Source organism: Archangium violaceum, assembly GCF_016859125.1.
GTDB classification, from domain to species: domain Bacteria; phylum Myxococcota; class Myxococcia; order Myxococcales; family Myxococcaceae; genus Archangium; species Archangium violaceum_A.
Map to the genome: position 1 here is coordinate 3013653 of NZ_CP069338.1, position 24594 is coordinate 3038246.

Here is a 24594-nt window from a genome sequence, read left to right on the forward strand (position 1 = left end):
GAGGCATCAATGCCAGAGGTGGGGGAATCAGTCTCGGTTGCCAGTGGGGACCAGTCGCAAGACCCCGATGAGCAAGAAACGCCGCGAGAATGCCCCGTATGTGGGGCAGTTTGGAAGAAGAAAGAACCCACCCTGGGTCAGGTTCGCAGGGCAATCCAGGAGGTATTCTCGGGTTTCAAGGTCGAGGTCAAAGCGCTCGATGCAGCGGCACTCCTGGGTTATCGGGGTAGTGTCGCCGCGGGAGTCGTTGGGAATAGGAACAAGCCTCACTACGGATACGAGCCCGATATCCGGGGCGAGTGTGGAACGAAGTACGACATCGATGGATTCCTGATTTCAAAAAAGCTGTTCGATACACTCCCCAAAGACGATAAGGGGAGGTGCTGGGGGAGCCGCGATCGTAACCTTCGCGCACTTCAGAGTTCGCTCAGGCGAGCGCTGACAGGTAGAGCGGAGCTGACCCACATGAAGAACGAGTTCGGATTTCGTGTGTGGCACCCGAGAGACCAGAACTACGTCACGCAGCACGGGGCCATCATTGTGATCTGGTGACCCGAGTTGCTCACAGATGCACAGGAAGGATGCTGCATGTTCTACGCATTTGGAGATATCAGGATAAAGTCCGAGCTGCCTCTTGATGAGACAGCCGGGCTCGTCGCTCGGGCCTTGGAAATCCCGCGCTTCGTCAAGGACATCTCAACACCAGAGGACGAGGGGGAAGACTTCGTCTCCCGGTGCTTCGGACTCAAGTTCGTATTTTTCGCATTGCCGGAATCCGTTGCGGCAGCGAGCGGATGTCAGTTCGGCCTGTCAATCGATACCACCGCGGATTTCGACTATGACGGCAGCGAGAAGGAAATAGATGCTGTCGGGTACGTTCTCTTCCTGCTGGGACGAGAGCCCAGACTCTCCGCAGTGAAGGGAGGAGGCGGTGGTGGGGGGGGATGATGCGCAGCCGCCTCTCCTGGGATGAAGCGACGGTAGGCACTGGAAGTATCCAGGGACTCTGGATGACAGCTACTTCCTGGTGGCCATGGAATCAGCCGCTACCGAGAGGGTGACTCCTCACTCAACCATCGCCATCTACGAGCGGAACAGAGGGGAAGGAACCATGGCTTCAGTGATGATGGACGTCTACGAGGAGCACCTCGACGAGGCGACCTTCTTGTGGTCGCGGTGGGAGCACTCTCTGGTGGCGCCGGAGTTCAACCTTGAAGGATCGGCCGAGTTGGAAAAACGGCTGTTGGCTCATCTAGATGGGCTGGTGCTCGGGGGCGAGCTCGTGGCCGAGGCGCTCTTGAAGCCGGCGTTGGAATCAGGGGAAGCGCCGCGCCAGTCCGCCGCCCTCTGGTCCCTGCTGGCCGAGCCGGGGCTGCTAGAGCCCGCCGAGGTAACGGAGTTGCTGCGGGCGGCCCCCCAGGACTCGCTCGCCGCCCTGGGACGGGCGCTGGAACTGAACGAGCGCGAGGAGGTCGGCACGGCACTGCGTCCGCTGCTGAAGGACGGGAGTGCCTCGCACCAGGCGCTGGCTCTTGAGGTTCTCGCCTTCCAGGGGAAGTTGCCTCCAGCAACGTGCGTGGAACTCCTCTCCCACCCAGACGAACAGGTCGTGGTGGCAGCGCTTCGGGGCCTGCGGCCCTTGACTCAAGAACTGCTCTCCCGGGAACTCCCCCGGCTGTTGGCGGATGGACGGCCCAGGGTCCGGGAGGCAGCCATCGCGACGGGGGCGATCTCGGGCTCGCGGGCAGCCTGGGAGGCGTGCCGCAAGGCCGTGGAAGGACGCGGAGAGGTCGGCCGGGACACGCTGCTGCTGCTAGCGCTCGCTGGGAAGGAGCAGGACATCGAGCTTCTGGTCGCACGGGCCCTGTCCAACGGAGCCGACGGAAGTGCGCTCTTCGCACTGGGGTTCAGCGGCCAGGTAAAGGCCATGGAGACGTGTCTGGAACTGATGGAGAAGAAGCCCATGGCAGCCCTGGCTGGCGAGGCCTTCAGCGCCATGACCGGGCTAGAGCTAGCGGCATCGTACGTGATGCAGGAGCAGGAGGAGGAGTCACTTCCGCCCCTGGAGGAGGATCTGGAGCGCGACCTTGGGCCCAAGCCAGAGGATGCCCTACCGGTGCCGGACCGCGAGGCAGTAACCGCCTGGTGGTCGCAGGCCCGGAAGAACTTCAACCGGGAGTGGCGCTACATGCGCGGGGTGGCGTTCAGCGTCGACGGCTTGCTGGGGGAACTCGAGCGGGGACCCATGCGGCGTCGGCACGCGCACGCTCTGGAACTGGCCGTCCGAAGCCAAGGCACCTGCCTCATCCAGACGCGCGCCTTTACCAAGCAGCAGTACGCGGGATTGGCAAGAGCCCGGGCCACCCAGACGCATCTGAATGCCTCCATGTTCTCGCGAACTCTCGGCGGCTGAACGAAGCAGGAGACTTCAAGTGCTTCAGGTCAAGAACCAGACTCCCTTCAACACCCATCTCTTCCTCTTCCCCGACGAGCAGGGCGTGGACACGGCGTACGTCGTGGTGAAGGCCACGTTTGAACTGTGGGCCGGGACGCTAGCCATCGCGCGGGAGCAACGCCCCGTGATAATGGCAGACGAGTACTGGGGCGAGCCTGGGCAGTCAAGCGTGAAGTACGCGAGCGAGGCCCATCTGATGAAGCCCGGAACGGACGTCGTGCTGGTGGGCGAGGCCCACTCGCCGCGCCCGGTTGACTCCTGCTTCGTGGCCCTGCAGGTGGGCGCCCTGCGCAAGGGCATCCAAGTCTTCGGAGACCGGACCTGGCAGGGCGGAGTGCTCTCGCCGCGGATATCCTCGCCCATGCCATTCCGGACCATGCCACTCGTCTATGAGCGTGCCTTCGGCGGCAAGCACGAGGTCGACCCGAAGCAGGGCAAGGTCCTCTTCGACTCCCGCAACCCCGTGGGCAAGGGCTTCCGAGGGAAGCGGAGCGCCTCGGATATGGTAGGCGTGCCCCTGCCGAACCTGGAGGACCCGCAGCACCTGATTGGCAGCATCTCGGATGCTCCAGCCCCCGCCGGGGTCGGATGCATCGCTCCGGGGTGGGAGCCTCGCCGCTCCCTGGCGGGCACCTACGACGAAACCTGGCAGACCCGGCGGGCCCCCTACCTTCCACTTGACTTCAAGCAGCAGTTCTTCCAGGTCGCCTCTCCAGGACTGCACAGCCACAACCCCCTGGTGGGCGGCGAGCCGGTGAAGCTCGTCAACCTCTCACCGATGGGCGTGCTCCAATTCCAGCTGCCCGTGTGTTCATTCCACGTCCGCGTCCTACTGGACCGCGCCGAGGAAAAACCCGCCCTGCGGCTGGAAACGGTGCTGCTCGAACCGTTAGATTCCCGGGTGTGCATGACGTGGCGTGGAGCCTTACATTGTGACAAGCGCGTCCTGAAGGTGCGCGAGGTCCACATCCAGCTCGAGAAGCTCAAAGGAGCCTAAACATGGGAACGAAAGCGTACGCCAATGGACGGGGAATTGCTCACGGTGGGAGCGGGGGCATGAGCATCGTTCTGCCGGATGTCTGCAAGACGCCCTCCCCCGGAGGGCCGGTCCCCATTCCCTACCCCAATACGGCGAAGTCTTCAGACACGTCAAAAGGACCGAAGACGGTCACCATCAACGGCAAAATGCCCGCGGTGAAGGGCGCCCAATATCAGACATCCGTGGGCGATGAGGCGGGCACGGCCGGCGGTGGAGTGATGAGCAGTTCCACCAAGGGACCCGCGGAGTTCATGATGTACTCCTTCGACGTCAAGTTCGAAGGCAAGAATGTGTGTCGGCTGGGAGATCCGCTTTTCCATAACAAGAAGAACACGATGGGCTAGCGGGCCGCGACGGGGGCGGCCACAACCAGAGGCGCGTGCAGTTTGTAGGTGGAGTAGCCGCAAAGGTGTCAGAGGATTTGTCCAGGCTTCTGGGTGGACCTCCCGGACGCCTACGTCACCTACCACCGCAGCTACGTGGAGAGCGTCTGGTGGGCGCTCGCCGAGCTGTTCCGCAAGGGCCTGCTCTACCGACACCGCGCTCCTCATCTGGACCACCACGCCCTGGACGCTCCCGTCCAACATGTACGCCGCCGTCAACCCCGCGGTGGACTACGTCACCGTGGACGCCGGCGAGCGCAAGCTCATCGTCGCCGCCGCCCTGCGCGAGGAGCTGAGCAAGAAGCTCAAGAAGGAGCTGCCCGTCCTGGAGACGCTCAAGGGCAGCTCGCTCGTGGGCCGGCGCTACATCCCGCCCTACGACGTGTACTTCCAGCGCGTGGGCGACACGGAACTGCCGCTCGCCAACGGGGGCACGGACTCGCCCGCCTGGCGCGTCATCGGCGCGGACTTCGTCACCCTCTCCAGCGGCACGGGCATCGTCCACATCGCCCCGGCCTTCGGCGAGGACGACTACGAGGCCTTCCGCCACGAGCGCACCCGCTTCGCCCGGCCCGAGGCCCTGGAGATGTTCTGCGCCATCCGCCCGGACGGCACCTTCTCCGAGGACTTCCCCCACCTCTCCGGCCGCTTCGTCAAGGACGCGGACAAGGAGATTCAGCGCGAGCTCAAGGAGCGGCGGTGCAGCGTGGAGGCGGAGATGTGGTAGGGGCGCGCGGCCTGGTTCGAGAGGGAGGGGCGGCGCTCAGGTGGTCGCGGGCGAGACAGAGGGAGCCTGAGCGGCGGCTTCGCGCGACGCCTTCCACATGGGCGGCAGCAGTTCCTCGAGCCGGCGCCGCGGCCAGCCCCGGGAGAGCTTCTCCAGCACGTCGGTCAGGTACGCCTGCGGGTCCACGCCCGCCAGCACGCAGGTGGCCACCAGCGTGTACACGCACGCGGCGCGCTCGGCGCCCGCGTCACTGCCGGCGAACAGGTAGTTCTTCCTGCCGACGGCAATCTCCCGCAGCCGCAGCTCCGAGGCGTTGTTGTGCAGTGGCAGCCGTGCGTCTTCCAGGAAGCGCAGCAGCGCCGTCCACTGGTTGAGGGCATAGCGACACGCCTGGGCCAGTGGACTCTTCGGGGGCTCCGCGTTGTAGGTGTTGGCCACCCAGCGTCCCAGTTGCTCGGTAATGGGGCGCGAGAGCACGTCGCGCCTGCGCAGCCGCTCGGCCTCGTCCACCTGCTGCTCGCTGGCCTCGCGCTCCACCTCGAAGAGCCGGCCTATGAGACTGAGCGGCAGCGCCGCCCGCGTGCCGCCGGCTTCCAACGCCTCGACGAAGTAGCGCCGGGCATGGCTCCAGCACCCCACCTCCACCGCAGTGGCGCCCTCGCGCGTAAACAGCTTGTCGTAGCCCTTGTACCCGTCACCAGCAGCCAGCCGGTGCGCCCCTCCAGGAAGGACAGCGGCCCCTCCTGCTTCCAGTCCGGCGTGTACACGAAGGCCGCCCAGGTGGCGTCCCCCAGGTACACCCACATGTGCCCGCGCTTGAGGCCATTGGGGTGCTGTTTGTCGAGCACCTTCAGGTGCGTGTCGTCGCTCCGCAGCACGTGCGAGGCCAGCGCCCTCTGGCCCACCTCCCGCGCCAGTGGCTGGAGGAGGTCGGCCCCCGCCGCCACCCAGTCCGAGAGCGTCGAGGTGCGCAACTCCACACCCTGGCGCGCGTACATTGCGCTCAGCCGGTGCAGCGGCAGGCTGTTTTTGTATTTGGACACCAGCACGTGTGCCACCAGGCCCGGCCCTGGCAACCCCCCTCAATCACCCTGTCGGCGGGAGGTGCCACCACCAGCCCGTCGCCACATGGCCGGCAGGCGTACTTGGGACGCACCTCCTCAATCACCTTGAAGTGGCCGGGCACCCACTCCAATGTCTCGCTCTTCTCCTCGCCACAGCGAGACTTGTCCCGCCCGCACGCCTCACACCGCAGCGCCTCGGGCGGGGGCTGGTGGACGCGCTGCTCGCGCGGCAGGTGGGCGGGCAGCGGGCGGCGTCCGTGTCCCTTGCGCTCCTTCTTCCGCGACTCCTTGTTCGGCGGCTCGGACGCGGGTGGAGCGCCCTGCGCGAGGCCCGCGTCCCCGGCACCAGGCGTCGCCGCCTGCGCCTGCTGAGCACCGGCGTCCTCCTGTCCCAGCTGTGTCAGAAACAGCGAGAGTTGCTCGGCCGACAGCTTCTCGCTGGTGCGGCCAAAGCGCTGGCGCATCGCCTTGAGCAGGCGCAACTCCAACTCGGCGTTCTTCTCCACCAGTTGTGTCAGCAGCCCCACCACCAGCTCAATGGCCTGCTCCTCCTGGCCCTCGGCCAGCAGCCCCCGCGGCAGCGCCGCCACCCCGTGCACGTCCGTCCTCTTCTTGCCGGGGGCCTCACCGCTCATGACGCGCGACATGAGCCACGGCCCGGCCCCTCAACGCAAGAGGTTTTCTCTCACAGGTGACTCCACAGGTGGGGGCTGCCAGCGCGGCCGACGCACGCTGGCCTTCAAATCGGCTCGCCAGGTGGATTCGCACCGAGGAGGGCAGTGTCAGCACGCTTCCTCCAGCGCCCTCACCAACCTCGCCAGCGCGTCCGCGTCGAAACCCGGCTCCACCCGGATGCGTCGGCCCCTGGCCAGCACTACCTCCATGCTGGCTGCGCCCGCCGCTGTCTCCCGCTCTTCCCTCGACGGCGGCGCCGCGACGTGCACCGGGACGAAGGAGCGCTCCGGGCTCGCCTCCTCTCTCCTCCGCTTCTTCCACCACCTCAGCCGCTGCGGCCCAAGCCCATGGCGGCGGGCGAACTCCGCCACCGACAACCCGCTCTCTTCATACGCCTCGAGCACAGCCCGTGCTTCGGACTCCGACCAGTAGCTGCTCGCCGCTGCCCTCGCCAGTGGTGCTCCCACTTCTTCCGCGTTGCGTCCCATGTCCACTCCTCCTGGTTCGCAACGCTGCACGGCCCTCCCTTCTCTCGGAAGGTGTGGTCCGCCGAGCGCTTACGATTTGTACAGGTCCACATTGCCTTCCCGAAGGGCGCGGATGCGGACGACGTACGTCGCTGGCGGTTGATGGGGAAAATGCGCCATCTGGCCGCAGCCTGTGTCTTCGGTGAGATTCTTCCACGATGCGTCCCCATCCGAGAGGTCACCCATGCCATCCAAACACTCCTCACTCGCTCGTTTCTGGTGGACCGCCGCGCTCCAGACGGGAGCCCTGGGCTGCGTAGACGACGCGCCCTCGCAGCCGCTCGAGCCGCGGCGAGCGGAGCTCGCGGCGAGCAACCTCGTGAGCAACCCCTCCTTCGAGACCGGCACCGCGGGCTGGGCAAGCTGGCAGGGGACGCTCCTCCGAGAGACCTCGACGGCGGCGCCTGGCGGCAGCTACGTCGCGCGCGTCACGAGGAGCACCGGCACCCTCTACTCGCTGGATGACTCGCCGGACACGGTGCCGAGCGCCGTCGCGGGAACGAGGTATGAGGCCTCCGCCTCGGTTGCGGCCGGCAGCAGCAGCGCCGTCGGCAAGCCCCTGGTGATTGTGCTCCGCGAGCGGAACGCCTCGGGCGCCATCGTGAGCGTCTGGGAGTCCGAGCCCGTGTCCCTGAAGACGGCGTTCCAGACGCTTTCTGTGCAGGCCACGGTGCAGCAGACGGGCGACACGCTGGATGTGTACCTCCTCCAGGACAATGCCGTCGCGGGTGACGCCTTCCTCGCTGACGCGGTGAGCCTACAGAAGGTCTCGACCGAGCCTGTGCTCCTGTGGAGTGACGAGTTCGACGGGCTCGCCGGGAGCCTCCCGAATCCCGCGGTGTGGAACCTCGAGACAGGCGGCATGTGGGACCATGGCCGGACGCTCCAGCAGTACACCGCGCGCCCGGAGAACTGCCAGCTCGATGGCAACGGGCACCTGCGAATCATTGCCCGGCGCGAGCGCTACACGGGCGAGGACGGCGTGACCCGGGACTACACCTCCGCGCGGCTCCAGACCCAGGGCCTGATGGAGCGCCAGTACGGCTACGTCGAGGTGCGGCTCAAGGCCCCCACCGGGAAGGGCACGTGGCCCGCGGCGTGGATGATGGGGAGCACGGGGGAGTGGCCGGCGAACGGCGAGTTCGACCTGTTCGAGGGCGAAGGGGATGCCCCGACGCAGGCGCACGGCACCCTGCACGCACCCGGACTCTCATACGGGTGGGACTCGAACGGGGGACTGGTCGACATGGCGCCCGCGAATGTCGGCGATGCCTGGCACACGTTTGGGATGTTCTGGGACTCGACGCGCGTGGAGTGGTACGTCGACCGCGTCAAGCGCATGACGTACACGCGGGGCTCCGGCGAGACCTGGGTCTTTGATCAGCCGAACTACGTGCTGCTCAACCTCGCGCTCGGCGACATCGGGGGAGATCCCTCGAACACCACGTTCCCGCAGGTGCTCGAGGTGGACTACGTGCGCTGGTACGCGGGTCCACCCACCAGTCCCTGAGCCTGGGCTCACGCCAAGCGCGCGGGAGGGCTGGCGGTCTACTCGCGCAGCGTCCGGATGGCGCGGCACCAGGCCACGTTGCGCGCGTAGCGCACCTCGAAGCGCTCCAGGAACTCCTCCTGCTGGGCCGGCGGAACCAGCCGCTCGAGCATCCCGCTGGTGAGCGCGATGTGGTAGGGCTCGGCCGGATCATCCTCGCCCACGTGGATGAGGAAGTAGCTCTGCTCCTCCTTCTGCACGTCCGGGTAGCTCGCGGTGAGCGAGCGCCACAGCCCGTTGACCAGCCGGTGGCCATGCAGCGCGAAGGCCGCCAGCGTCGCGCAGCGCTCCAGGGCCGAGCTGTTCGACAGGCCCTCGTAGAGGTCCGTGAGATACTCGCGTGTCACGGGGCTGTAGCTGGGCTTCGCCGTGCCCACCAGCCGCTCGATGTAGCGGCGCAGGTGGTTGGCGTGGAACGTCTTGTGCGTCTCGAGGATGCGCGGCAGCCCGGAGATGCCGTGCCGGGTGAGCGTGAAGTGGCCACCCGTCTCGTCCCAGCACAGGTAGTTGCCTACCACCGAGGTGATCTCCACCTCGACGGGAACGTCCCGGTCGTTCTCCATGGCGTCGAAGATGAGCTCCTTCTGCGCTCCGGCCAGCAGGTAGGGGAACGCCTGGGATAGGGCCAGAAAGTTCTGGAGCAGCGGCCGCACGTTTTGGGACTCCACGCCCTCCTCGAAGGGATGGGGCGAGTAGCGGCTGTCGATGACTTCATTGAGCCGCTGTTACGTGGTCGAGGCAACTCCAACCATATCCAGCGCCGCGGACATCTGACTTTCCAGTCGAATCAATGCATCACAGGATGAGACACCCCGCTCGGGAAGCGCCTGGTGACATTCATTGACTTGGACACACTGTACCATGCACAGCGCTCAATTGTCAAACATTTTGACTCACCTCATTACACGGGCATTGCGTCTAGCAGTCATGAGGCGGCTGGCCATCCACCGGCGTGGAGGCCACCGAGCTATACATTGCGGCGGCACGAACGTGCCGGGTTCTGGCTGACACGTCAATGACACGTCATCGCAGTGTCATTGCCCACCTTTGGCACGTCAATCGACACGCCGCGACGGGTCTGTCTCCTCGTGTTTCCCTCTAAAATGCAGCGCAGGGGCGAGCGGTGCTCTCCGGCACAGCGTGTGCAGGGAGAGCTGTGAACAGTCGCCCTGACGAAATCAGAACATGACGGTTATTCAATCTCAGTATGCACATATGACGACTCCACTTGAGCCAGAGCCAGCGCTTGACTCCTGGGTCAACGAACTGCTCGCGATTGACGATCTGGAGTCGCTGTTCGATAGCGAGCCGACCCTTCGCGTTCGTATCCTCAACGCCACGAGAAACGTGGCTCATCGTGCGTTTGTCGAGTCCGAGCCGGCCGCCCTCCTCGTGGCGCACCGCACGCTGTACCGCCTGTACGAGCAGAATGTCCGGACCCCGGCCCAGGAGGTCCTGGTCAACCAGTTCGACCCGACACTGGTCCAGATACGCCGCCTCCTGGAGCGGGCCTGGGAGCGTCGCGAACGCTCCCGACTGACCTTTTCGCAGGGCGGGCTTTCGGGGCCGGAGCAATTCCTCGCCGCCCACCGCAGGCTGCTCGCCGAGCACCGGGTCCGCGCCCATCCGCTGTCGGATTACCTCGCCGACGAGGCGACCCGCGCCGAGTTCGGCCGGTACGTGACCTGGAGCGGGTTGCTCAACCTGCGCTTCTTCGATCTCATCGCGCTCGCGCTGGTGGGCCTGACCAGCGACCGGATGCGGCGCGAGATCGTCGACAACCTCGTCGACGAGAACGCCGCCCCTGGTACTCAAGGCCACACCGGCCTGGTCCTGGCTTCAATGAACTCCGTCGGGTACACCGCCGATCCGGACGAGGTGGCCCGCAGCATGGGCTGGGAAGCGCTCGCCGGGTATAACGTGTTCTTCCTCCTCGGCCTCAACCGGCGGCTGCATTTCGAGTACCTTGGGGCGATGGGGGCGAGCGAGGCGCTGGACCCCGACCACAACGAAAAGGTTCTCAAGGGCCTCCGACGCACCGGCCTGTGGGACACCGAGAGCCGCGAGTATTTCCAGGTCCACGTCGAGCTCGAGCGCGCACATGGCAGCGGCTGGCTGGACAACGTCACCCTCTCCGCGGTGACCGCCGCGCCGGAGATGACAGCCGCAGTGCTCGCTGGAGCCGAGCTACGGCTCAACACGTGCGCCGACTTTTACGACGCGATGTTGGCGAAGTTCAGGTCTGAGCGCAGCGCGACCGCGCTCGAGCTCTTGTCCATGACCCGTTCTTCTGACGCGCGGGAGACACCATGGCGAAGGTAACGAAGGCCCTCGACCCAAAGACCATCGAGTTCATCGCCGCCCAACCGGTGTTCTTCGTCGGCACCGCGTGCGACGGTCCAGGGGGCCATGTCAACATCTCCCCCAAAGGCATGCGTGGCACCCTTCATGTGGCGAATGAGCGCACCATCGCCTATCTCGACTACGTCGGCAGCGGCGCCGAGACGGTCGCCCACCTACGACAAAACGGTCGCATAGTCCTGATGTTCTGCGCCTTCGAGGGTGCGCCGAGGCTCGTACGGATCCACGGTACCGGCGCTGCCATCGCCGCAGCCACGCCAGCGTTTGCGTCATGGCTGGACCGTTTCCCCGACGCGCCCCACGACGGCGTGCGCGCCATCGTCCTCGTCACGGTCGCCCGGGTCTCGCAGTCCTGTGGCACCGGCGTACCTCTCATGCGGTACGTCGGAGAGCGCGACATTATCCCCCGTTGGGCCCACAACCTGGGCAGCCAACGCCTGGCCGCCTACCGCGACCGGTGGAACCGGACCAGCATCGACGGGCTGCCCTCCTTCGATGAGACGTTTGTGCTCTCCGACCCTGCCTCTCCCTCGCGACCGGAGCCGACAGAGGGCTGAGGTCCGCCTGAAGGCCGCAGAAGGTGTCAGAGGATTTGTGCAGGGGATTTGTACAGCACATCGCTGCCACAGACCGCATCCTTGACTGGAGGAGGACCGGCCCATTGCCGGTGATGCCATCCTCGAACGGCGGTAGGCGCCAAACTCGAATCGTCTGACACCTTCTCTGGGCTGTTGGATACCAACCACCCTCGTGAGTGGCGAGGCCTGGTTGCCACGGCTGATTCAATCGCGCTAGACGGGTGCACATCCAATCGATGGGTCACCCTCCATGACAGACAAGCAGGTCTTCCAGGACGCGTACTTCACTGTCCTCGTCGACGAGCGGAAGGGCATCGTCCGCACCGTTCGCAGCAGCACACCGTTCCCCTCGATCGAGGAGCTCGGCGGCATCTTCGCGCGGCTCGGTGATGCCCTGGATGCATTGGGGCGCTCGCGATACGGACTGCTCGCCGACCTCCGGGCCGGCCCCGGCCGGAACGATCCCGAGTTCGAAAGCATCATGGAGCAGCACCACCGCCCCCGTTGGGTCGGCGGCTTCCGCAAGGTCGGCGTGCTCGTGCGCAGCACCGTCGGCGTGATGCAGATCCAACGTCATGCCCGAAGTGACGGCTTCGAACGGATGATCTCCCAGGATGAGGACGAGTTGCTGACGTACCTCACCGAGGACGTCTAGGCTCGGTTACAAGCCGGCGACACGGGAGCCAGCTCATGCGGCCTCAGTCGGGCCGGGCGACAGCCCGACTTCCAGCGGCTCCCAGACGAGCTCCTCGGTGGGCACCAGCGTCATGTTCGGAGGAAGGCCTCGAAATCCCGATGCCATTGCTGATAGCCGCAATGGGCTTCTCATCCCTTCCCATGCTCCGCAGGGATTGGGTCGCGGAGCACAGGCTCATGGACTGCGCGGGTGACCTCCTCCATCAGGACTCCGCGTCCCAGCTCCGGCCGGTCCAGGTGGACGAAGTGCGTGGTGTTGGATGGAGGCCGCGTCCCAGAGTTGCCGCCCGGTGGCGAGGTAGAAGCCGTCGCTTCGAGCCGTTGCCGCCGCCCACGCACGGCGTGGAGCGCGCTCAGAGGGAGAGGGCTGAGGGGTAGGCCGCGTAGAAGGAGTTGTTCCACTGCGCATCGTCGATGCGGACGTGGTGGTTCTCCGCGGGCGGAGTGCCGGCGCCGCCCCGGAAGAACTCCGCGTTCCACAGCCGGGGATAGTTCTCGTGCCAGGGGTAGGTGGCCGTGTCGTTGGCGAACTTCCGCGTGTCGGAGCTCACCACCGTGCACAAGGCGCCGTCGCTGTCCCGCCGGACCCACATCCGCAACCGTCCGTTGGCCAGGCCGCTCTGGTTCGCCTGGACCGAGATCGTCAGCGTGTACCACTCGTTCACCGTGACGGTGCAGCCCGTGCCCAGGGTGGTGCCGTACAGGATTCCGCCGGACGGCGTCCCGGTCATGTCGCAGCCGTAGTAGTAGGCCTTCAGCTTGTTGTTGGGATTGCCGCTGAGCACGAACCGCGCGCTCCACCCGTCGCACTTCGCCTGGGCCTCGTCACCGGCGCCCCCGGTGTAGTTCTTCCCTCCGCCCGTGCCCGCCATCTTGATGTCGCCGTTGTAGAAATCCCAGCCGGGCTCCAGCAGCATCCTCCAGCGGAGGGTCGCGGCGGGGTACTCCCCGGAGGTCCAGAGCTGGGGATAGAACTTCCCGCCCCGGTTCTCCGTGGCACTCGGCAGCAGCACGCGCAGGTACTTGCTTCCTCCCGAGGAGGCGACGGAGATCTGACTCGTGGGGTCCCAGCCCGTCGACGAGCCGAAATCCAACTTCGCATCAGCGTGCGTGTACGTATCCAGCGGCTGGTTCTCGAAGGTCCAGGCTCGGCCCAGGGCCTGCGTGGCTTCCCCCAACTCCTGCGCTCCTGTGTCCTCGGGTCCTCCGCACCCCACCACGAGCAGAGGCACGAGCGCGAAACGGATGGCAACCACGTGAAGCGGGATGCGGCGGGCGGGGGGGTTCATGGGCGTCTCCAGGAGATGCTGGTGCACGGGCTTTCGTCTTCTCTCCACAATGAGAGAGGCCTCACCCAGCTCGCCGTCTAAAAAAACAGCATCGCGCGATTCCTCCTGTATTTCTCCAGGACTTCTGGAGGCTCCACCAGCCCCGGGGCGTGGGGCGGGTGCACGCGGCCGCGCGCTCGAGCTGTACGGCCGGGTGCATCACTCGGGAGGCCCCGTCAGCGGCCCTCCTCGACCCCTGCGCTCCATCCCTCGCCTCGTGCGCAGGTCGCCGCGTGGGTCAACCCACTACCGCGGTGGCTTCGATCTCGACGAGGACGCCCGGCTCGTAGAGCACAGAGACCCCGATCAGCGATGCCGGCGCCGGCACGAGCTGCAACTCCTTGGAGACCTTCTCGATGCCGGCAAGGAAGTCGGGCATCAGCTCGCGCTTCCAGTCGACCACATAGAACGTCAGTCGGACGACGTCGCTGAACGTCGCCCCGGCAGCCGCAAGGGCGATGGCGACGTTGCGGTAGGCCTGCGCCACCTGTCCAGCCAGGTCACCCCGCGCGACGAGCTGACCCTCCGCGTCATACGCGACCTGCCCTGCGATGTGCACCTGCCGGGTGCCGGTGGCAATCGCCACCTGTCGATACACGTCGGTCTTCATGAGTCCATCGGGGTTGATCAGGGTTACGGGCATCAGCGATCTCCAGTTGGCAGTGTCGGGTTGAAGGGGTGATTGCCGGGCTCGTATACCGAGTCCATTGACGAACGGCGTTCCCCTCTCTGGCGACGCGGGAGCCCGCAGTCACTCCTGGTGCCCAACAGCGAGTTCGCGACGGTCCGCTCGCGCGATGACATGCCGCCGTTGTCCGAGGCGCCCCACGTGGAATCGAAGCTGTCGCTGTCGGCTTCCGGACAGGCACATCACGGGACAGGGGCGGCCCCTCCGTCCGGCGGGGGTTATGTCGCCGCTGAGCAGCTACATACGAAGCGCTCTTATCTTCAGACGTGGGGGTGACTTCGTGAAGCGATCGGTGCTCTTCCTGGTGCTCCTGTTGATGTCGCTGGTGACGCCTGCCGGTGCGGCGGCGGACCGCTTCTGGTTCGACGACGCCGCGGTGCACGTCGCCGACGGCGCGTTCCGAGATCAGTACGGCCGTGAGGTGGTGCTGCGGGGGTTCAACGTCTCCGGCACGGCCAAGCTCGCCGAGTACCGGGGCCTGCCATTCGCGAGCACGGCCGACGCCCGGTCCTCCGCTGCGGCGATGCGGCGGCTGACCGGCGCGAACTCGGTCCGCTTCCTGCTCACCTGGGCGTGGATCGAACCCGAGCCCCGCCGCATCGACATCGCCTACCTGGACCAGGTGGCCGAACAGATCAGCGCGTTCACCGACCAGGGCATCCGTGTCCACCTGGACTTCCACCAGGACCTGTACTCGCGGTACCTGTTCAACCGCGACAGTTGGTACACCGGCGACGGCGCCCCGGAGTGGGTGGTGCGCGCGGGCGGCTACCCGCGCGAGTCATGCGGCCTGTGCTTCCACTGGGGCCAGAACATGAAGAACAACAACGCCGTCACCGCCGCCACCTACGACTTCTGGCACAACCGTGAGGTGACCACCTCCGCCGGGCCGATCCGCATCCGCGACGAGTTCCTGTACGCGGCCGGCGAAGCGATGGCGCGGGTGAAGTCGCGGCTGTCCGCCGACGCCTTCCGGCTCGTGGTGGGCGTCGATCCGCTCAACGAGCCCTACGCCGGCCGCTACGACTCCGGCCAGGACGGTATCGAGTGGGAGCGCGACCTGCTGTGGCCGTTCCACCAGCAGTTCCGGGCACGCATGGACCAGGTCGGCTGGGCGGACAAGCCCGCGTTCGTCGAGCCGCTGGTGTTCTGGAACCAGAACGTCGACTTCTTCGCCGAACCCGGCGGGTTCACCGACGTGCCGGCGCTCGGGCAGCGCTACGTGTTCAACGCGCACTTCTACGACGGCAAGGCCCAGTCCGGCGTGCTGATGCCCGGCAAGGCCAGCGACGGGCAGTACACCGGTGACTTCAACAAGATCCGCGACCGCGCGAGTGCCCTGGGCACGGCGGGCATCGTGACCGAGTACGGGCACCCGGTCGACGGCAACACCTCCGACAAGAAGTCCACCGTGCTCAAGGCCATGTACCAGGGCCTCGACTCGCGCCTGTCCGGCGCGCGGTGGTGGGCGTCGGCCGCGTCGTCCGGTCCGGTGCTATCGGGCAGCCAGTGGCACTGGGACGTCAACTACGACCGGCACCACGAGCTGATGAACGACAACCCCGACAAGGTTCGCACCGACGGAGACGCGATGAACGATGAGCACTTCTCCGCCGTGCACGTCGATGACAACGGCACCGCCGCCCTGACCGTGGACGAACGCCTGGTGGACCGGCTGTTCCCGCGCGCCGTGGCGGGCACGACGGCGGCGTTCACCTACGAGGACCGGGCGCGCGACGGCAGCACCGTGCTGACGTGGAACAAGATTCCCGACACGATGCCCGCGGTGCGCGCACTGGTTGGTACGGGGCAGTTCGGCGTGCTGGTGTGGCGGTCCAACGGCGGCACGGCGCCCACCGAACTGCACCTGCCCGCGTCGTTCGCGCCGGGCGCGACGACGGTGGTGAGCTCGCTCGGCTCGGTCAGGGGTGTGCCCGCGTACACCGGCGCCGAGTCGGTGGCCGCGGCGGCGGAACCGGGTGTCCCGGGCGTGAACCGGCTCCTGCTCTCGACACGGGACTCCAACCTCCACTTCGCGCTGGTGACCAACGGCGAGGGTGGCGAGTCATTGGAGGCAGCAGGGGCGGAACTGGCGGCGTGGGTGTCGGCTGCGTTCGGAGGCTGACGCCCTCCACCCCGCCGGGTGGTCTCCCCGAGGTCGTCTTCGGGGAGCTCCCGCCGCCTGCTCGGCGATCTTCCAGCCCCGCGCGCCCGAGGGCGAATGCCCCCGGTCCTCGCACGTTGGCGGTTCGTCGGCGTAGCGGACGAACCGCTCGGACATGAGTGGAGCACCTGGGATTGCCCATTGCAGCTACGAGCCTGGGCTCCCGACTCGCCCCGAGTCACCGCAGCCAACCCACGTAGCCGGACAATCCCTCGTCAATCTCAATCGGGGGAACATCGAGCCGGACGCTGGCGGTGACGAGCGCATCCAGGGAAGGGGCCTCCTCGAATCGGGTGCGCTCGACCACGAGCAGTGCATCCCACTCGCAGCGGAATCGGCCTCCCGGGGTTCGCTGGCATCAGTGGGCTCTGGGCTCGCCTCTTGTGGCCTGACACCCGCAGGGGCTCGTGACCCTGACATCCCCTTGTCCGCCCACCTCGAAGGAAATGTCATTTGACCTCTGCGGGGCTCGGAAATCCGCTACCGTCCCCGGTCGGCTCATGCGCCCATGATTGCGCGAGCCGCACACTCGAGAGGAGCATCTGATGAAAACGAAGGGTCTTCTTCGATGTCTCGCGTTGGGCATGACAGTCTTTCTGAGCGACCCGGCCCACGCAACCAGCGGCTCCTTCAGCACGTTCACCTACAATATTGCCGGCCTGCCGGAGGTGCTTTCCAGCGCCACCAGCGCCCGCCAGGATGCCACGGAGAGAATCAGCTGCTACGTCAAGCAGTTTGACTTCGTCAACGTGCAGGAAGACTTCAATTATCACGCGGCACTCTACGACACCTGCGATGACCACCCATATCGCTCCCCCACCAGCGGAGGGGCCGGTATCGGCAGTGGCCTCAACTCGATGAGCCGCTTCCCCTACATGGATTGGGAGCGCGTTTCCTGGAACAACTGCAATGGGGTTGACTGCCTGACCCCCAAGGGCTTCACGATCGCGCGGACCCGCCTGGCTGAGGGCGTGTATGTGGACATCTACAACCTGCACACGCAGGCCCAGATAGAAGACGCGGATCTGGTCGCGCGCCGCGAGGACATCCTGCAGATTCTCGGGTACATCGAGACGCACTCCGCCGGCAATGCCGTGATTGTGATGGGGGACACCAACACACGCTACACCCGCAGTGGCGACAACATGTGGGAGTTCCTGCGGCGCGGTTTCACGGATGTCTGGGTCAGCAAGGTCCGCCATGGCGACGTACCCGCCGAGGGGACCGCAGCCCTGGTCTGCTCGCCGGCCTACACCAGTCCCAACTGCGAGGTGGTGGACAAGGTACTCTTCCGTGACAATGGCTTCGTCGGCTTGCAGGCGCTCTCCTTCCTGATCCCCACGGACACCCAGAACGCGGCGGGTGAGGAGCTTTCCGACCATCGTGGCATCAAGACGACCTGGAGCTATTCCACCGCCTCGAACCGGCAGCTCAGCGACGTATGGGGCGGCCCGCATGGCATCGCGTTCAACGATGTGTACAGCCTGCCGGACAATCCCGCGGTGAGCACGCTCACGATTCGCAGCGGCAATCGCGTGGATCGCGTGGAGGTCACGCTCAGCAATGGCTACATCTTCTCCCACGGGGGCACGGGGGGCACGGAGAGCTCCCTGCCGCTGGCCAGCAATGAGTACCTGACCTCCCTGTATCTGTGCTCCGGGAGCTACAACAACACCACACGTATCTTCTACACCCGGTTCACCACCAGCGCTGGCCGCAGTCTGGCGGGTGGGAAGGCCACATCCAACTGCACGACGTACACCGCCCCCAGTGGCTGGCAGATCGTCGGCTTCCATGGCCGTGCGGGGGATGAAGTCGACAAGCTGGGAGTCGTGTATGCACCACAGGTTTCCAAGCCAGCGGCGGCTATCTACCACCAGTTCGTCAATCGCAACTCGGGCCGATGCCTGGGCATCAGCAACGGCACCATGGCCAATGGCACCCAGGTGCAGCAATGGGCCTGCGATGGCGGCGACTGGCAGAAGTGGAGCTACGACGCCAGATCCGGCCTGATCCGCAGCAAGAAGGATCCTCGCTACTGCCTGGACAACGGTGGCTCATTCTCGAATGGCGCCAGAATCCAGCTCTGGACGTGTAACGGCAATGCAAACCAGCGGTTCACGGTGGACACCGCCGCGGGCACGGTCCGGATGCGCACCCATCCGGAACAGGCGCTGGAGGTGTACAACCTCGGCACCGCTGACGGGGCCAACGTCGATACGTGGACCTTCTGGGGTGGCCCAGGCCAGCTCTGGAACCTGACTCCCTGACCGGCACGCACCCGCGCCGGGAGACGTTCAGCGGCCACATGGCCGGCACCCGGGGGCTCCTGTCACCCGCAACGCTCGGTGCTATAGCCCTCGGGCATGACCTCCCGTGCCAGGCGGGCGCTGCTCCATCGCTCTTGTCGTACACGCGGTGCAGCACGGTGTGAGCAATCAAGACCCACCGGGTGAACCGCCCCAGTCCTGATGGCAACATCGCCTTCAACGCGGCAACGGGCCGCATCTACGTGCTCGGTTCCGTCGGCTCATATCCCAGCGGCCAGTCCGGCTCGCCGCGGGTGATGGGCTTCGACTTCGCGCTCGCACCCGGTCGTCGACCATGGTGCGAGCGCCGCCGACGCCGTCACCCGGACCCATCGATGTTAGGCTCCGCGTCATGGATCGGACCTCCGCCGCCATCGTCGTGCGTGACTACCGCCCCGAGGATGTGGACGCACTGATGGACCTGTTCCGCACCGCGGTGCTCCAGGTGGCGCGACGCGACTACACCGAAGCCCAGGTGCGGGCCTGGGCCGGGCGGATGGACCGGGAGCGCTGGCTCGAGCGCCTGGCCGCCAGGCCCACCTTCGTCGCCGAGATAGGCGGACAGATCGCCGGATTCAGCGACCTGGAGCCTGACGGCCACATCGATATGCTGTTCGTGCACGCGGACCATCAAGGGCGGGGCGTCGCCGCGGCGCTGTTCGACCACATCCTGGCCCGCGCGAAGGCGGCGGGCCTCAGGCGCCTCTACACCGAGGCCAGCCTCACCGCCCGGCCCTTCTTCGAGCGCCGTGGCTTCACGCTCATCGCGGCGCAGGACGTGCCCGTCGCCGGGGAGGTGCTGCGCAACTTCCGGATGGAGCTGGGAGGGGCGGATTCCGAGAGGTCGTGGAGGAGCCCCCACGTTCGACCCCAACGCAGACACCTCCAGGGGTCGGACAAGGAAACCTGAAGCCCCCGACCTCCTCCAGGTGGAGCCGCGCACCCCACGAAGCAAGGTGCCACGGCCCAGGCCCCATACCGAGGGACGGAGCGGCCCTCCCCCATCTCACACCCGGAGCCCCGTGCCTAATGGAGCATCCGCGAAGCCCCTGGCGTCGCCGCGAGCCGGAGCGCCTCCTCGAGGATGCGGTCCGAGCCCTCGACCAGAGCCGGCGCGTCGAGCGGAAGCTCCACGTCCGGAGGGAGCCCGACCCGCTCGTACACCTGTCCGTCAGGCGCGGTGTACACCTGATTCGACAGGCTGAAGGCCCAGCCGTTCGGCAGGTGCCTGGGAAGGATGTCGGAGTGAGCGCCCGTCGTCCTCTCGCCCACGACGTTGACATGCGGGAGCGTTCCCATCGCCATGGTGAAGATCTCCCCCGCGCTCACGGTCAGGTTGCTCGTGAGGAGGTAGACCGGCCTGGTGAACTGACGCGCACCCGCAGGGGCGAAGCGGTACTCCCGTGACGGCGTGAAGCCCTCTCCCGCGCGAGTCTTCTTGGTGAAGGCGAGCCGCTCCCTGTCGGCGAAGCGGCTGGCGATGGCCAGCGAGGTGGAGTCGTAGCCCCCTATATTGAAGCGCACGTCGATGACGAGGGCCTCCTTGTCGGCGAGCGCCGCCAGCGCCTCGTCCATGGCACGGCCGGCCGCCTCCGCGTCAACTTCCTCCTCTTGCTCGCCCTCGCTGAATCCGGCCATGGCCGCGATGTGGATGTACCCGACGCGCTCGTCGAGGGATTGATAGGCCAGCATCCCGCCGCCCGTCACCGTGACACCTGGCCCTCCGTGGTAGTGCTCGAGCAGGTATTGCTCGACCCGCGCGCCATACGCCTCGACCCACTCGGGAGGCGGTTTGGGGTTGAAGCGCCACTCGCCCGCCTCGAGCCCGATGTGTGCGTCCTCGAGAGGCTCGAGCAGCTCGGACAGGAGGGAGAAGAGCTCGGCATCCGTGGTCGCGGCCGAGACACGAGGCCGGAACGTCTCATAACGGGCATTCCAGTCGACCCCGTGGAGGTCGAAGAAGGGATAGTGCTCGGCGAAGGTGCGCCAGAACACCTCGAAGTTGAACACGGGGTCATCCGGCGGGGGCATCACCCGGGTGCAGACCTCCGGGAAGGGGGTACGCCGCCCGGTGATGAAGAGCGTTCCTCCATTGTCGATGACGAGCCTGTCTCCCTCGAGCCGGAAGCGCATCCCGAGCTCGGGCAGGACTCCGTCCTCCAGGGGTCCCTCGGAGATCTTCAGACAGCTCACCGCGGTGGTCTCGTAGAGCGTCACCGTGTCGCCCTGGAAGCGGAAGGTGAAGCCATAGCCCTCGGTGGTCCAACTCCCCTCCAGCGTCTCCGCGGGCGGGGGTGCTCCTCCGCCATCGTCAGTCCCGTCCTTCCCACACGCGGCCAGCATCACGAGCAGCGCCAGCGACATCATCCGAAACCACAGGGTCATCCATTCCTCTTCAGGAAAAAGGTTGCCCGATAGGAACACCGGAGCCGAGGCTCGATGTCACCCCTCTCAGCCCTTGAGGCCGCCGAGCCGCAAGCCCGCGGACGTGGCGCACCACCTCGCGGAGAGGCGAGTGCGCGTCGCGCCCGGACTGCTCAACGGCCAGCCATTCACCTGTGGCGGTTCGCCACGAACTCCGCGAGCGCGGCCTCGAAGTGCGCCTTGGCTTCGACGAAAGGCAGGTGTCCCACGCCGGGAAGCCGCACGCACCGGGCCGTGCGTGCGTGTGACAGCACCACCTCCGAGCTCATGGCCGGAAGGACCATTTGATCGAGTTCGCCGTGCAGCGCGGTCACCGGAAGGCGGCAGCGTTCGAGCTCCGCTAATAGTCCTCCGTGCGCGCGAGGAGCGCACGACGAACGTGCGGCGGCACGCGCAGCATGGCGCGGATGCTCTCGTCGGCCAACGCCCCATGTACCGGTCGTGCCGCGCAGGCGTCGAAGAAGGAACGCGCTGCGGCCTCGTAGGTTTCCGCCTGCCCCGGGCGATGCCGTGCACGAAGAGTACGGACGGCGCACCCGACGACGGGCCCGTCTCGCTCACCGCGATCCGAATGCCGTGCGGCCCCTCGATGAAAGAGAGGTGCGCATCACGCCCCCTCAACCCGGTACGAGGACGAGGTCACGACGTCATTCCCTTTCCGGAGGTACTTCTGGTTTTTGTCGACAACTCCTCGGAGGAGGAGTCGGCGGAGCGCAGTCCTGGATGGCCGGCGAGGACGAGCTCGGTCGTCCTCGCGATGTGTTCGATCAGGAGGGCGCAGGCGCGCTCCGCGTCGCGAGCCAGGGTGGCTCGCACGAGGGCGGTGTGCTCTCCGTCGATGTCTCGCTCGACCCTGCCATAGGCCAGGGAGAGGCGGCGGTAGCGCTCGCTCTGGTCGAACAAGGTCGCATGGAACTTGAGGAGCCAGGGCGAGCCGCACGCGCTGAGCAGGGTCTTGTGGAAGCGCGCGTGTTCGCTCTCCCAGGCTTCGTCGAGTGCCCCGCTGTCCGAGGCCGGGGCTATTCGGAGGAGGCGGTGGAGGGCCGCGGTGACCTCGCCTTCCCACGCGATGTCTCCGTGTGCGATCGCCGCGCGCAGCGCGATGGCTTCGATCTGTTGGCGGGCCCTCGTCAGGTCCAGCAGGTCGGCGCGAGAGATCGGCGCCACCCGGAAGCCGCGTTGGTCCTCGATGGTGACGAGCCCTTCGGACGCCAGGCGGCAGCAGGCCTCGCGCAGCGGCGTCCGCCCGACGTCGTAGCGAGGCGCCAGATGTTCGAGCCTCAGTTTCTCGCCCGGTGGCAACACCCCACGAAGGATGTCGCTGCGAATCCGATCCACGACCGCCGACGCGAGCGTGGGTTCGGATACCGGGCCAGGGATGCGAGACGGAGCAGTCATCGTCCTCCTCACGGGAGCAGGCTCTATACGGCACGGCATGAAATTGATGCAAGGCGTCATACTGGATGCAAAATGCGTTTTGTCGACATTTTGCATGGCGCGAGCATTCGCATTCGCTAAGAATTCATCGCGCGGAGAGGAAGGGACATGCGGATTGCTTCGATTCTCGTGAACGATGTGCCGGCACTGGGCGTGCGAACGCCGAACGGGATGGTCGACGTGACCTCCCTCGATCCATCAGTCGGAAGCTCGCTTCGCGGCCTGCTCGAGCGTGGACCCGGCGTGCTGAAGGCCCTGGCGGGTCGCGCGGCCGAGGCACCCGAGCGGTACCGGCTCGATGCCTTGGCTTTCCGCTACCGGCCGCTCGTGCCGGAGCCGGGCAAGATCCTCTGCCTCGGACTGAACTACGTCGCGCATGCGTCGGAGGCGGCCTACGAGGCGCCTCGCTACCCGGTGGTGTTCACGCGTGTGCCGTCGAGTCTTCTCGCGCACGATGCGCCGCTCGCGGTGCCCACGTGCTCGGAGCAGCTCGATTACGAAGCCGAGCTCGCGGTGGTGGTGGGGCGTCCGGGGCGCAACATTCCACGGGACCGGGCGCTGGAGTGGGTCGCGGGATACACGCTCTTCAACGATGGTTCGATTCGCGATTATCAGAAGCGCACCCATCAGTGGACGCTCGGGAAGAACTTCGACGGCACGGGCGCCCTCGGCCCCGAGCTCGTGACACCCGACGAACTGCCGGAGGGCGCCAAGGGACTCCGCATCCAGATGCGCGTCGGAGGCGAGCTCGTGCAGGACGCGAGCACGTCGGACATGCTCTTCGATGTCGCCACCGTCCTCGCCGAGCTCTCCGAGGTCATGACGCTTCTACCGGGGGATGTGATCGCGATGGGCACGCCGAGCGGTGTCGGCGCTGCGCGAGTGCCGCCGCGCTATCTCCGTGCCGGGGACGTGTGCGAGGTCTCGGTCGAGCGGCTCGGTGTGCTGAGGAACCCTGTCATCAACGCGGGGAGGGAGGAAGTATGAACATACGAGCGAAACTGCCGAGCCGGCTTCATCACACGGCCTACGTGACCAGGGATCTCGAAGCGACGCGGAAGTTCTATGAGGATGTGATTGGCCTGCCGCTCGTCGCGACCTGGTGTGAATCGGACGAGCTCTTCGGCGCCACCCGCACCTATTGCCATGTGTTCTTCGAGCTCGGCGACGGGAGTGCGCTTGCGTTCTTCCAATTCGAGAAGCCGTCGGATCAAGAGCTCTTCGGACCGAAGATGCCTCCTTCTCCGTTCCACCACATCGCGCTGAACGTCGATCCGGAGACCCAGAAGGAGATGGAGCAACGTCTGCGAGCCGCTGGTTATACCGAGCCCGGGATGTACGTGCTCGAGCACGGTTACTGCCGGTCGCTCTACGTCAAGGACCCGAATGGAATGATCGTCGAGTTCGCGTACGACAATCCGGACGCCGTGAAGCCCGAGGTGGTGCAGGAGCGCCGTGCCCATGCGCACCGGGAGCTGGCGCGCTGGCTCGCGGGTGATCGCACCTCGAACAACGTGTTCCGGTGAGCCTCCTCACGCTCTCGTTCGACAACGGGCCCGATCCCGATGTGACGCCTCGGGTGCTCGACATCCTGGCGAGGCATGGAATCGCCGCGCACTTCTTCGTATTGGGGAAGCACCTCGGTTCGGATGAGGGGCGGCACCTCGTCGAGCGTGCACGTGACGAGGGACACCTCATCGGGAATCACTCCTTCACGCACGCCGTACCACTTGGCGAGGATGCACGCCCGGACGCAGTGGAGGAGGAGATCGCCGCCACCGACGCGCTCCTCTCCCCGTTGGTGCCGCCGCCGAAGAGGTTCCGCCCCTTTGGCGGCGGAGGCCGACTGGGCCCACACCTCCTGAATCAGCGCGCGGTCGATCATCTGATCGCCCATGGGTACTCGTGCGTTCTCTGGAACAGTGTTCCAGGCGACTGGCTCGATCCCGAAGGATGGCCGGAGAAGGCGCTCGCGGATTGCGTGACCCGCCCTCACACGCTGCTGGTCTTGCACGACATCCCGAATGCCTGTCTCCAGGGACTCGATGGATTTCTCCACAAGGCCAGGGCGCTGGGCCTGCGTTTCACCACGGCGTGTCCGCCGGACTGTGTTCCCATTGTAGACGGACGCGTCATGGGTGACCTCGGAGGGCTCGTAGCGACCGGCTCACATTGACCCGGCTGGAACGG

At 66.3% G+C, this 24594-nt stretch carries 25 protein-coding genes and 2 pseudogenes; 16 read left to right on the forward strand and 11 right to left on the reverse strand.

The annotated features are described in order from the left end of the window. Window positions 1-9: 9 nt before the first annotated feature. The 6 genes and pseudogenes from JQX13_RS12890 to JQX13_RS12915 form a co-directional block, all read left to right on the forward strand. A complete protein-coding gene (locus tag JQX13_RS12890; RefSeq protein WP_203409298.1) occupies window positions 10-552 on the forward strand; it encodes a hypothetical protein in 543 nt (180 codons plus the stop codon). A 36-nt stretch (window positions 553-588) separates the two neighbouring features. Then, on the forward strand, window positions 589-948 hold the full coding sequence (locus JQX13_RS12895) for a hypothetical protein (RefSeq protein WP_203409299.1): 360 nt from the start codon (window positions 589-591) through the stop codon (window positions 946-948). A 163-nt stretch (window positions 949-1111) separates the two neighbouring features. Then, entirely contained in the window at window positions 1112-2413 is a 1302-nt protein-coding gene (locus JQX13_RS12900) for a TIGR02270 family protein (RefSeq protein WP_203409300.1), read from the forward strand. Window positions 2414-2432: 19 nt separating this feature from the next. After that, entirely contained in the window at window positions 2433-3452 is a 1020-nt protein-coding gene (locus tag JQX13_RS12905; RefSeq protein ID WP_203409301.1) for a DUF2169 family type VI secretion system accessory protein, read from the forward strand. A gap of 59 nt (window positions 3453-3511) precedes the next feature. Continuing rightward, window positions 3512-3838 (forward strand): DUF4150 domain-containing protein, encoded by a 327-nt coding sequence (locus JQX13_RS12910; protein ID WP_430384172.1) that lies wholly within the window; start codon window positions 3512-3514, stop codon window positions 3836-3838. Between the two features lie 84 nt (window positions 3839-3922). Beyond that, a pseudogene (locus JQX13_RS12915) lies at window positions 3923-4574 on the forward strand (isoleucine--tRNA ligase); the annotation flags it as partial. Window positions 4575-4640: 66 nt separating this feature from the next. Here the strand turns inward: JQX13_RS12915 and JQX13_RS55880 are convergent. The 4 genes and pseudogenes from JQX13_RS55880 to tnpA form a co-directional block, all read right to left on the reverse strand. Continuing rightward, on the reverse strand, window positions 4641-4826 hold the full coding sequence (locus JQX13_RS55880; protein WP_343211149.1) for a transposase domain-containing protein: 186 nt from the start codon (window positions 4824-4826) through the stop codon (window positions 4641-4643). Further along, window positions 4812-5662, reverse strand: a pseudogene (gene tnpC, locus JQX13_RS55885) (IS66 family transposase); the annotation flags it as partial. The gene JQX13_RS55880 and the pseudogene tnpC, both read right to left, overlap by 15 nt. Beyond that, window positions 5608-6315: an IS66 family transposase zinc-finger binding domain-containing protein gene (locus JQX13_RS12925; protein ID WP_203409066.1), complete on the reverse strand. Its 708-nt coding sequence runs from the start codon at window positions 6313-6315 to the stop codon at window positions 5608-5610. The gene JQX13_RS12925 and the pseudogene tnpC, both read right to left, overlap by 55 nt. A gap of 135 nt (window positions 6316-6450) precedes the next feature. Next, window positions 6451-6831, reverse strand: a complete 381-nt coding sequence (gene tnpA, locus JQX13_RS12930) for an IS66-like element accessory protein TnpA (protein ID WP_203409304.1) — start codon at window positions 6829-6831, stop codon at window positions 6451-6453. A gap of 223 nt (window positions 6832-7054) precedes the next feature. Here tnpA and JQX13_RS12935 point away from each other — a divergent pair, with 223 nt between their 5' ends. Continuing rightward, complete coding sequence (locus JQX13_RS12935) at window positions 7055-8380, forward strand: glycoside hydrolase family 16 protein (RefSeq protein ID WP_203409305.1); 1326 nt, start codon at window positions 7055-7057, stop codon at window positions 8378-8380. 38 nt (window positions 8381-8418) lie between these two features. On the opposite strand, the gene JQX13_RS12940 is transcribed toward JQX13_RS12935, so the two are convergent. Next, window positions 8419-9087, reverse strand: coding sequence for a hypothetical protein (locus tag JQX13_RS12940; RefSeq protein ID WP_203409306.1), 669 nt, complete (start codon window positions 9085-9087; stop codon window positions 8419-8421). A gap of 547 nt (window positions 9088-9634) precedes the next feature. Here JQX13_RS12940 and JQX13_RS12945 point away from each other — a divergent pair. The 3 genes from JQX13_RS12945 to JQX13_RS12955 all read left to right on the forward strand — a co-directional run bounded on the left by JQX13_RS12945 (window position 9635) and on the right by JQX13_RS12955 (window position 12013). Next, window positions 9635-10741 carry an iron-containing redox enzyme family protein gene (locus JQX13_RS12945; protein ID WP_203409307.1) on the forward strand — a complete coding sequence of 369 codons (1107 nt, stop codon included), beginning with the start codon at window positions 9635-9637 and terminating at the stop codon, window positions 10739-10741. After that, window positions 10729-11337, forward strand: a complete 609-nt coding sequence (locus tag JQX13_RS12950) for a pyridoxamine 5'-phosphate oxidase family protein (RefSeq protein ID WP_203409308.1) — start codon at window positions 10729-10731, stop codon at window positions 11335-11337. Before JQX13_RS12945 ends, JQX13_RS12950 begins: the two co-directional genes overlap by 13 nt. 271 nt (window positions 11338-11608) lie before the next feature. Then, window positions 11609-12013, forward strand: a complete 405-nt coding sequence (locus JQX13_RS12955; RefSeq protein WP_203409309.1) for a hypothetical protein — start codon at window positions 11609-11611, stop codon at window positions 12011-12013. Window positions 12014-12407: 394 nt separating this feature from the next. On the opposite strand, the gene JQX13_RS12960 is transcribed toward JQX13_RS12955, so the two are convergent. Together JQX13_RS12960 and JQX13_RS12965 are read right to left on the reverse strand one after the other, a co-directional pair. Continuing rightward, complete coding sequence (locus JQX13_RS12960; RefSeq protein WP_203409310.1) at window positions 12408-13343, reverse strand: polysaccharide lyase; 936 nt, start codon at window positions 13341-13343, stop codon at window positions 12408-12410. Between the two features lie 277 nt (window positions 13344-13620). After that, on the reverse strand, window positions 13621-14025 hold the full coding sequence (locus tag JQX13_RS12965; RefSeq protein WP_203409311.1) for a RidA family protein: 405 nt from the start codon (window positions 14023-14025) through the stop codon (window positions 13621-13623). 325 nt (window positions 14026-14350) lie between these two features. Here JQX13_RS12965 and JQX13_RS12970 point away from each other — a divergent pair, with 325 nt between their 5' ends. Further along, on the forward strand, window positions 14351-16195 hold the full coding sequence (locus JQX13_RS12970; RefSeq protein WP_203409312.1) for a cellulase family glycosylhydrolase: 1845 nt from the start codon (window positions 14351-14353) through the stop codon (window positions 16193-16195). Between the two features lie 217 nt (window positions 16196-16412). Here JQX13_RS12970 and JQX13_RS55360 read toward each other — a convergent pair whose 3' ends face one another. Beyond that, window positions 16413-16541, reverse strand: coding sequence for a hypothetical protein (locus tag JQX13_RS55360; protein ID WP_275424994.1), 129 nt, complete (start codon window positions 16539-16541; stop codon window positions 16413-16415). A gap of 238 nt (window positions 16542-16779) precedes the next feature. Between JQX13_RS55360 and JQX13_RS12975 the strand changes: the two genes are divergently transcribed. Both JQX13_RS12975 and JQX13_RS12980 read left to right on the forward strand, forming a co-directional pair. Next, window positions 16780-18504 (forward strand): RICIN domain-containing protein, encoded by a 1725-nt coding sequence (locus JQX13_RS12975; RefSeq protein WP_203409313.1) that lies wholly within the window; start codon window positions 16780-16782, stop codon window positions 18502-18504. Between the two features lie 391 nt (window positions 18505-18895). Further along, the gene (locus tag JQX13_RS12980) at window positions 18896-19453 is read left to right on the forward strand and encodes a GNAT family N-acetyltransferase (RefSeq protein WP_239014724.1); all 558 of its coding nucleotides are present in this window, start codon (window positions 18896-18898) and stop codon (window positions 19451-19453) included. A gap of 116 nt (window positions 19454-19569) precedes the next feature. Here JQX13_RS12980 and JQX13_RS12985 read toward each other — a convergent pair whose 3' ends face one another. The 3 genes from JQX13_RS12985 to JQX13_RS12995 form a co-directional block, all read right to left on the reverse strand. Next, window positions 19570-20928 carry a S41 family peptidase gene (locus JQX13_RS12985; RefSeq protein WP_203409314.1) on the reverse strand — a complete coding sequence of 453 codons (1359 nt, stop codon included), beginning with the start codon at window positions 20926-20928 and terminating at the stop codon, window positions 19570-19572. Between the two features lie 167 nt (window positions 20929-21095). Next, window positions 21096-21236 (reverse strand): hypothetical protein, encoded by a 141-nt coding sequence (locus JQX13_RS12990; RefSeq protein WP_203409315.1) that lies wholly within the window; start codon window positions 21234-21236, stop codon window positions 21096-21098. Window positions 21237-21606: 370 nt separating this feature from the next. Further along, complete coding sequence (locus JQX13_RS12995; RefSeq protein ID WP_203409316.1) at window positions 21607-22365, reverse strand: GntR family transcriptional regulator; 759 nt, start codon at window positions 22363-22365, stop codon at window positions 21607-21609. A 147-nt stretch (window positions 22366-22512) separates the two neighbouring features. On the opposite strand from JQX13_RS12995, the gene JQX13_RS13000 reads away from it, so the two are divergent. From JQX13_RS13000 to JQX13_RS13010, 3 genes are read left to right on the forward strand one after another with little or no spacing between them, the layout of a single operon-like run. Beyond that, window positions 22513-23391, forward strand: coding sequence for a fumarylacetoacetate hydrolase family protein (locus JQX13_RS13000; RefSeq protein WP_203409317.1), 879 nt, complete (start codon window positions 22513-22515; stop codon window positions 23389-23391). Next, window positions 23388-23930, forward strand: coding sequence for a VOC family protein (locus tag JQX13_RS13005; protein WP_203409318.1), 543 nt, complete (start codon window positions 23388-23390; stop codon window positions 23928-23930). The genes JQX13_RS13000 and JQX13_RS13005 overlap by 4 nt, the downstream gene beginning before the upstream one ends. 53 nt (window positions 23931-23983) lie before the next feature. Continuing rightward, window positions 23984-24580 carry a polysaccharide deacetylase family protein gene (locus JQX13_RS13010; protein WP_239014725.1) on the forward strand — a complete coding sequence of 199 codons (597 nt, stop codon included), beginning with the start codon at window positions 23984-23986 and terminating at the stop codon, window positions 24578-24580. Window positions 24581-24594 lie beyond the last annotated feature (14 nt).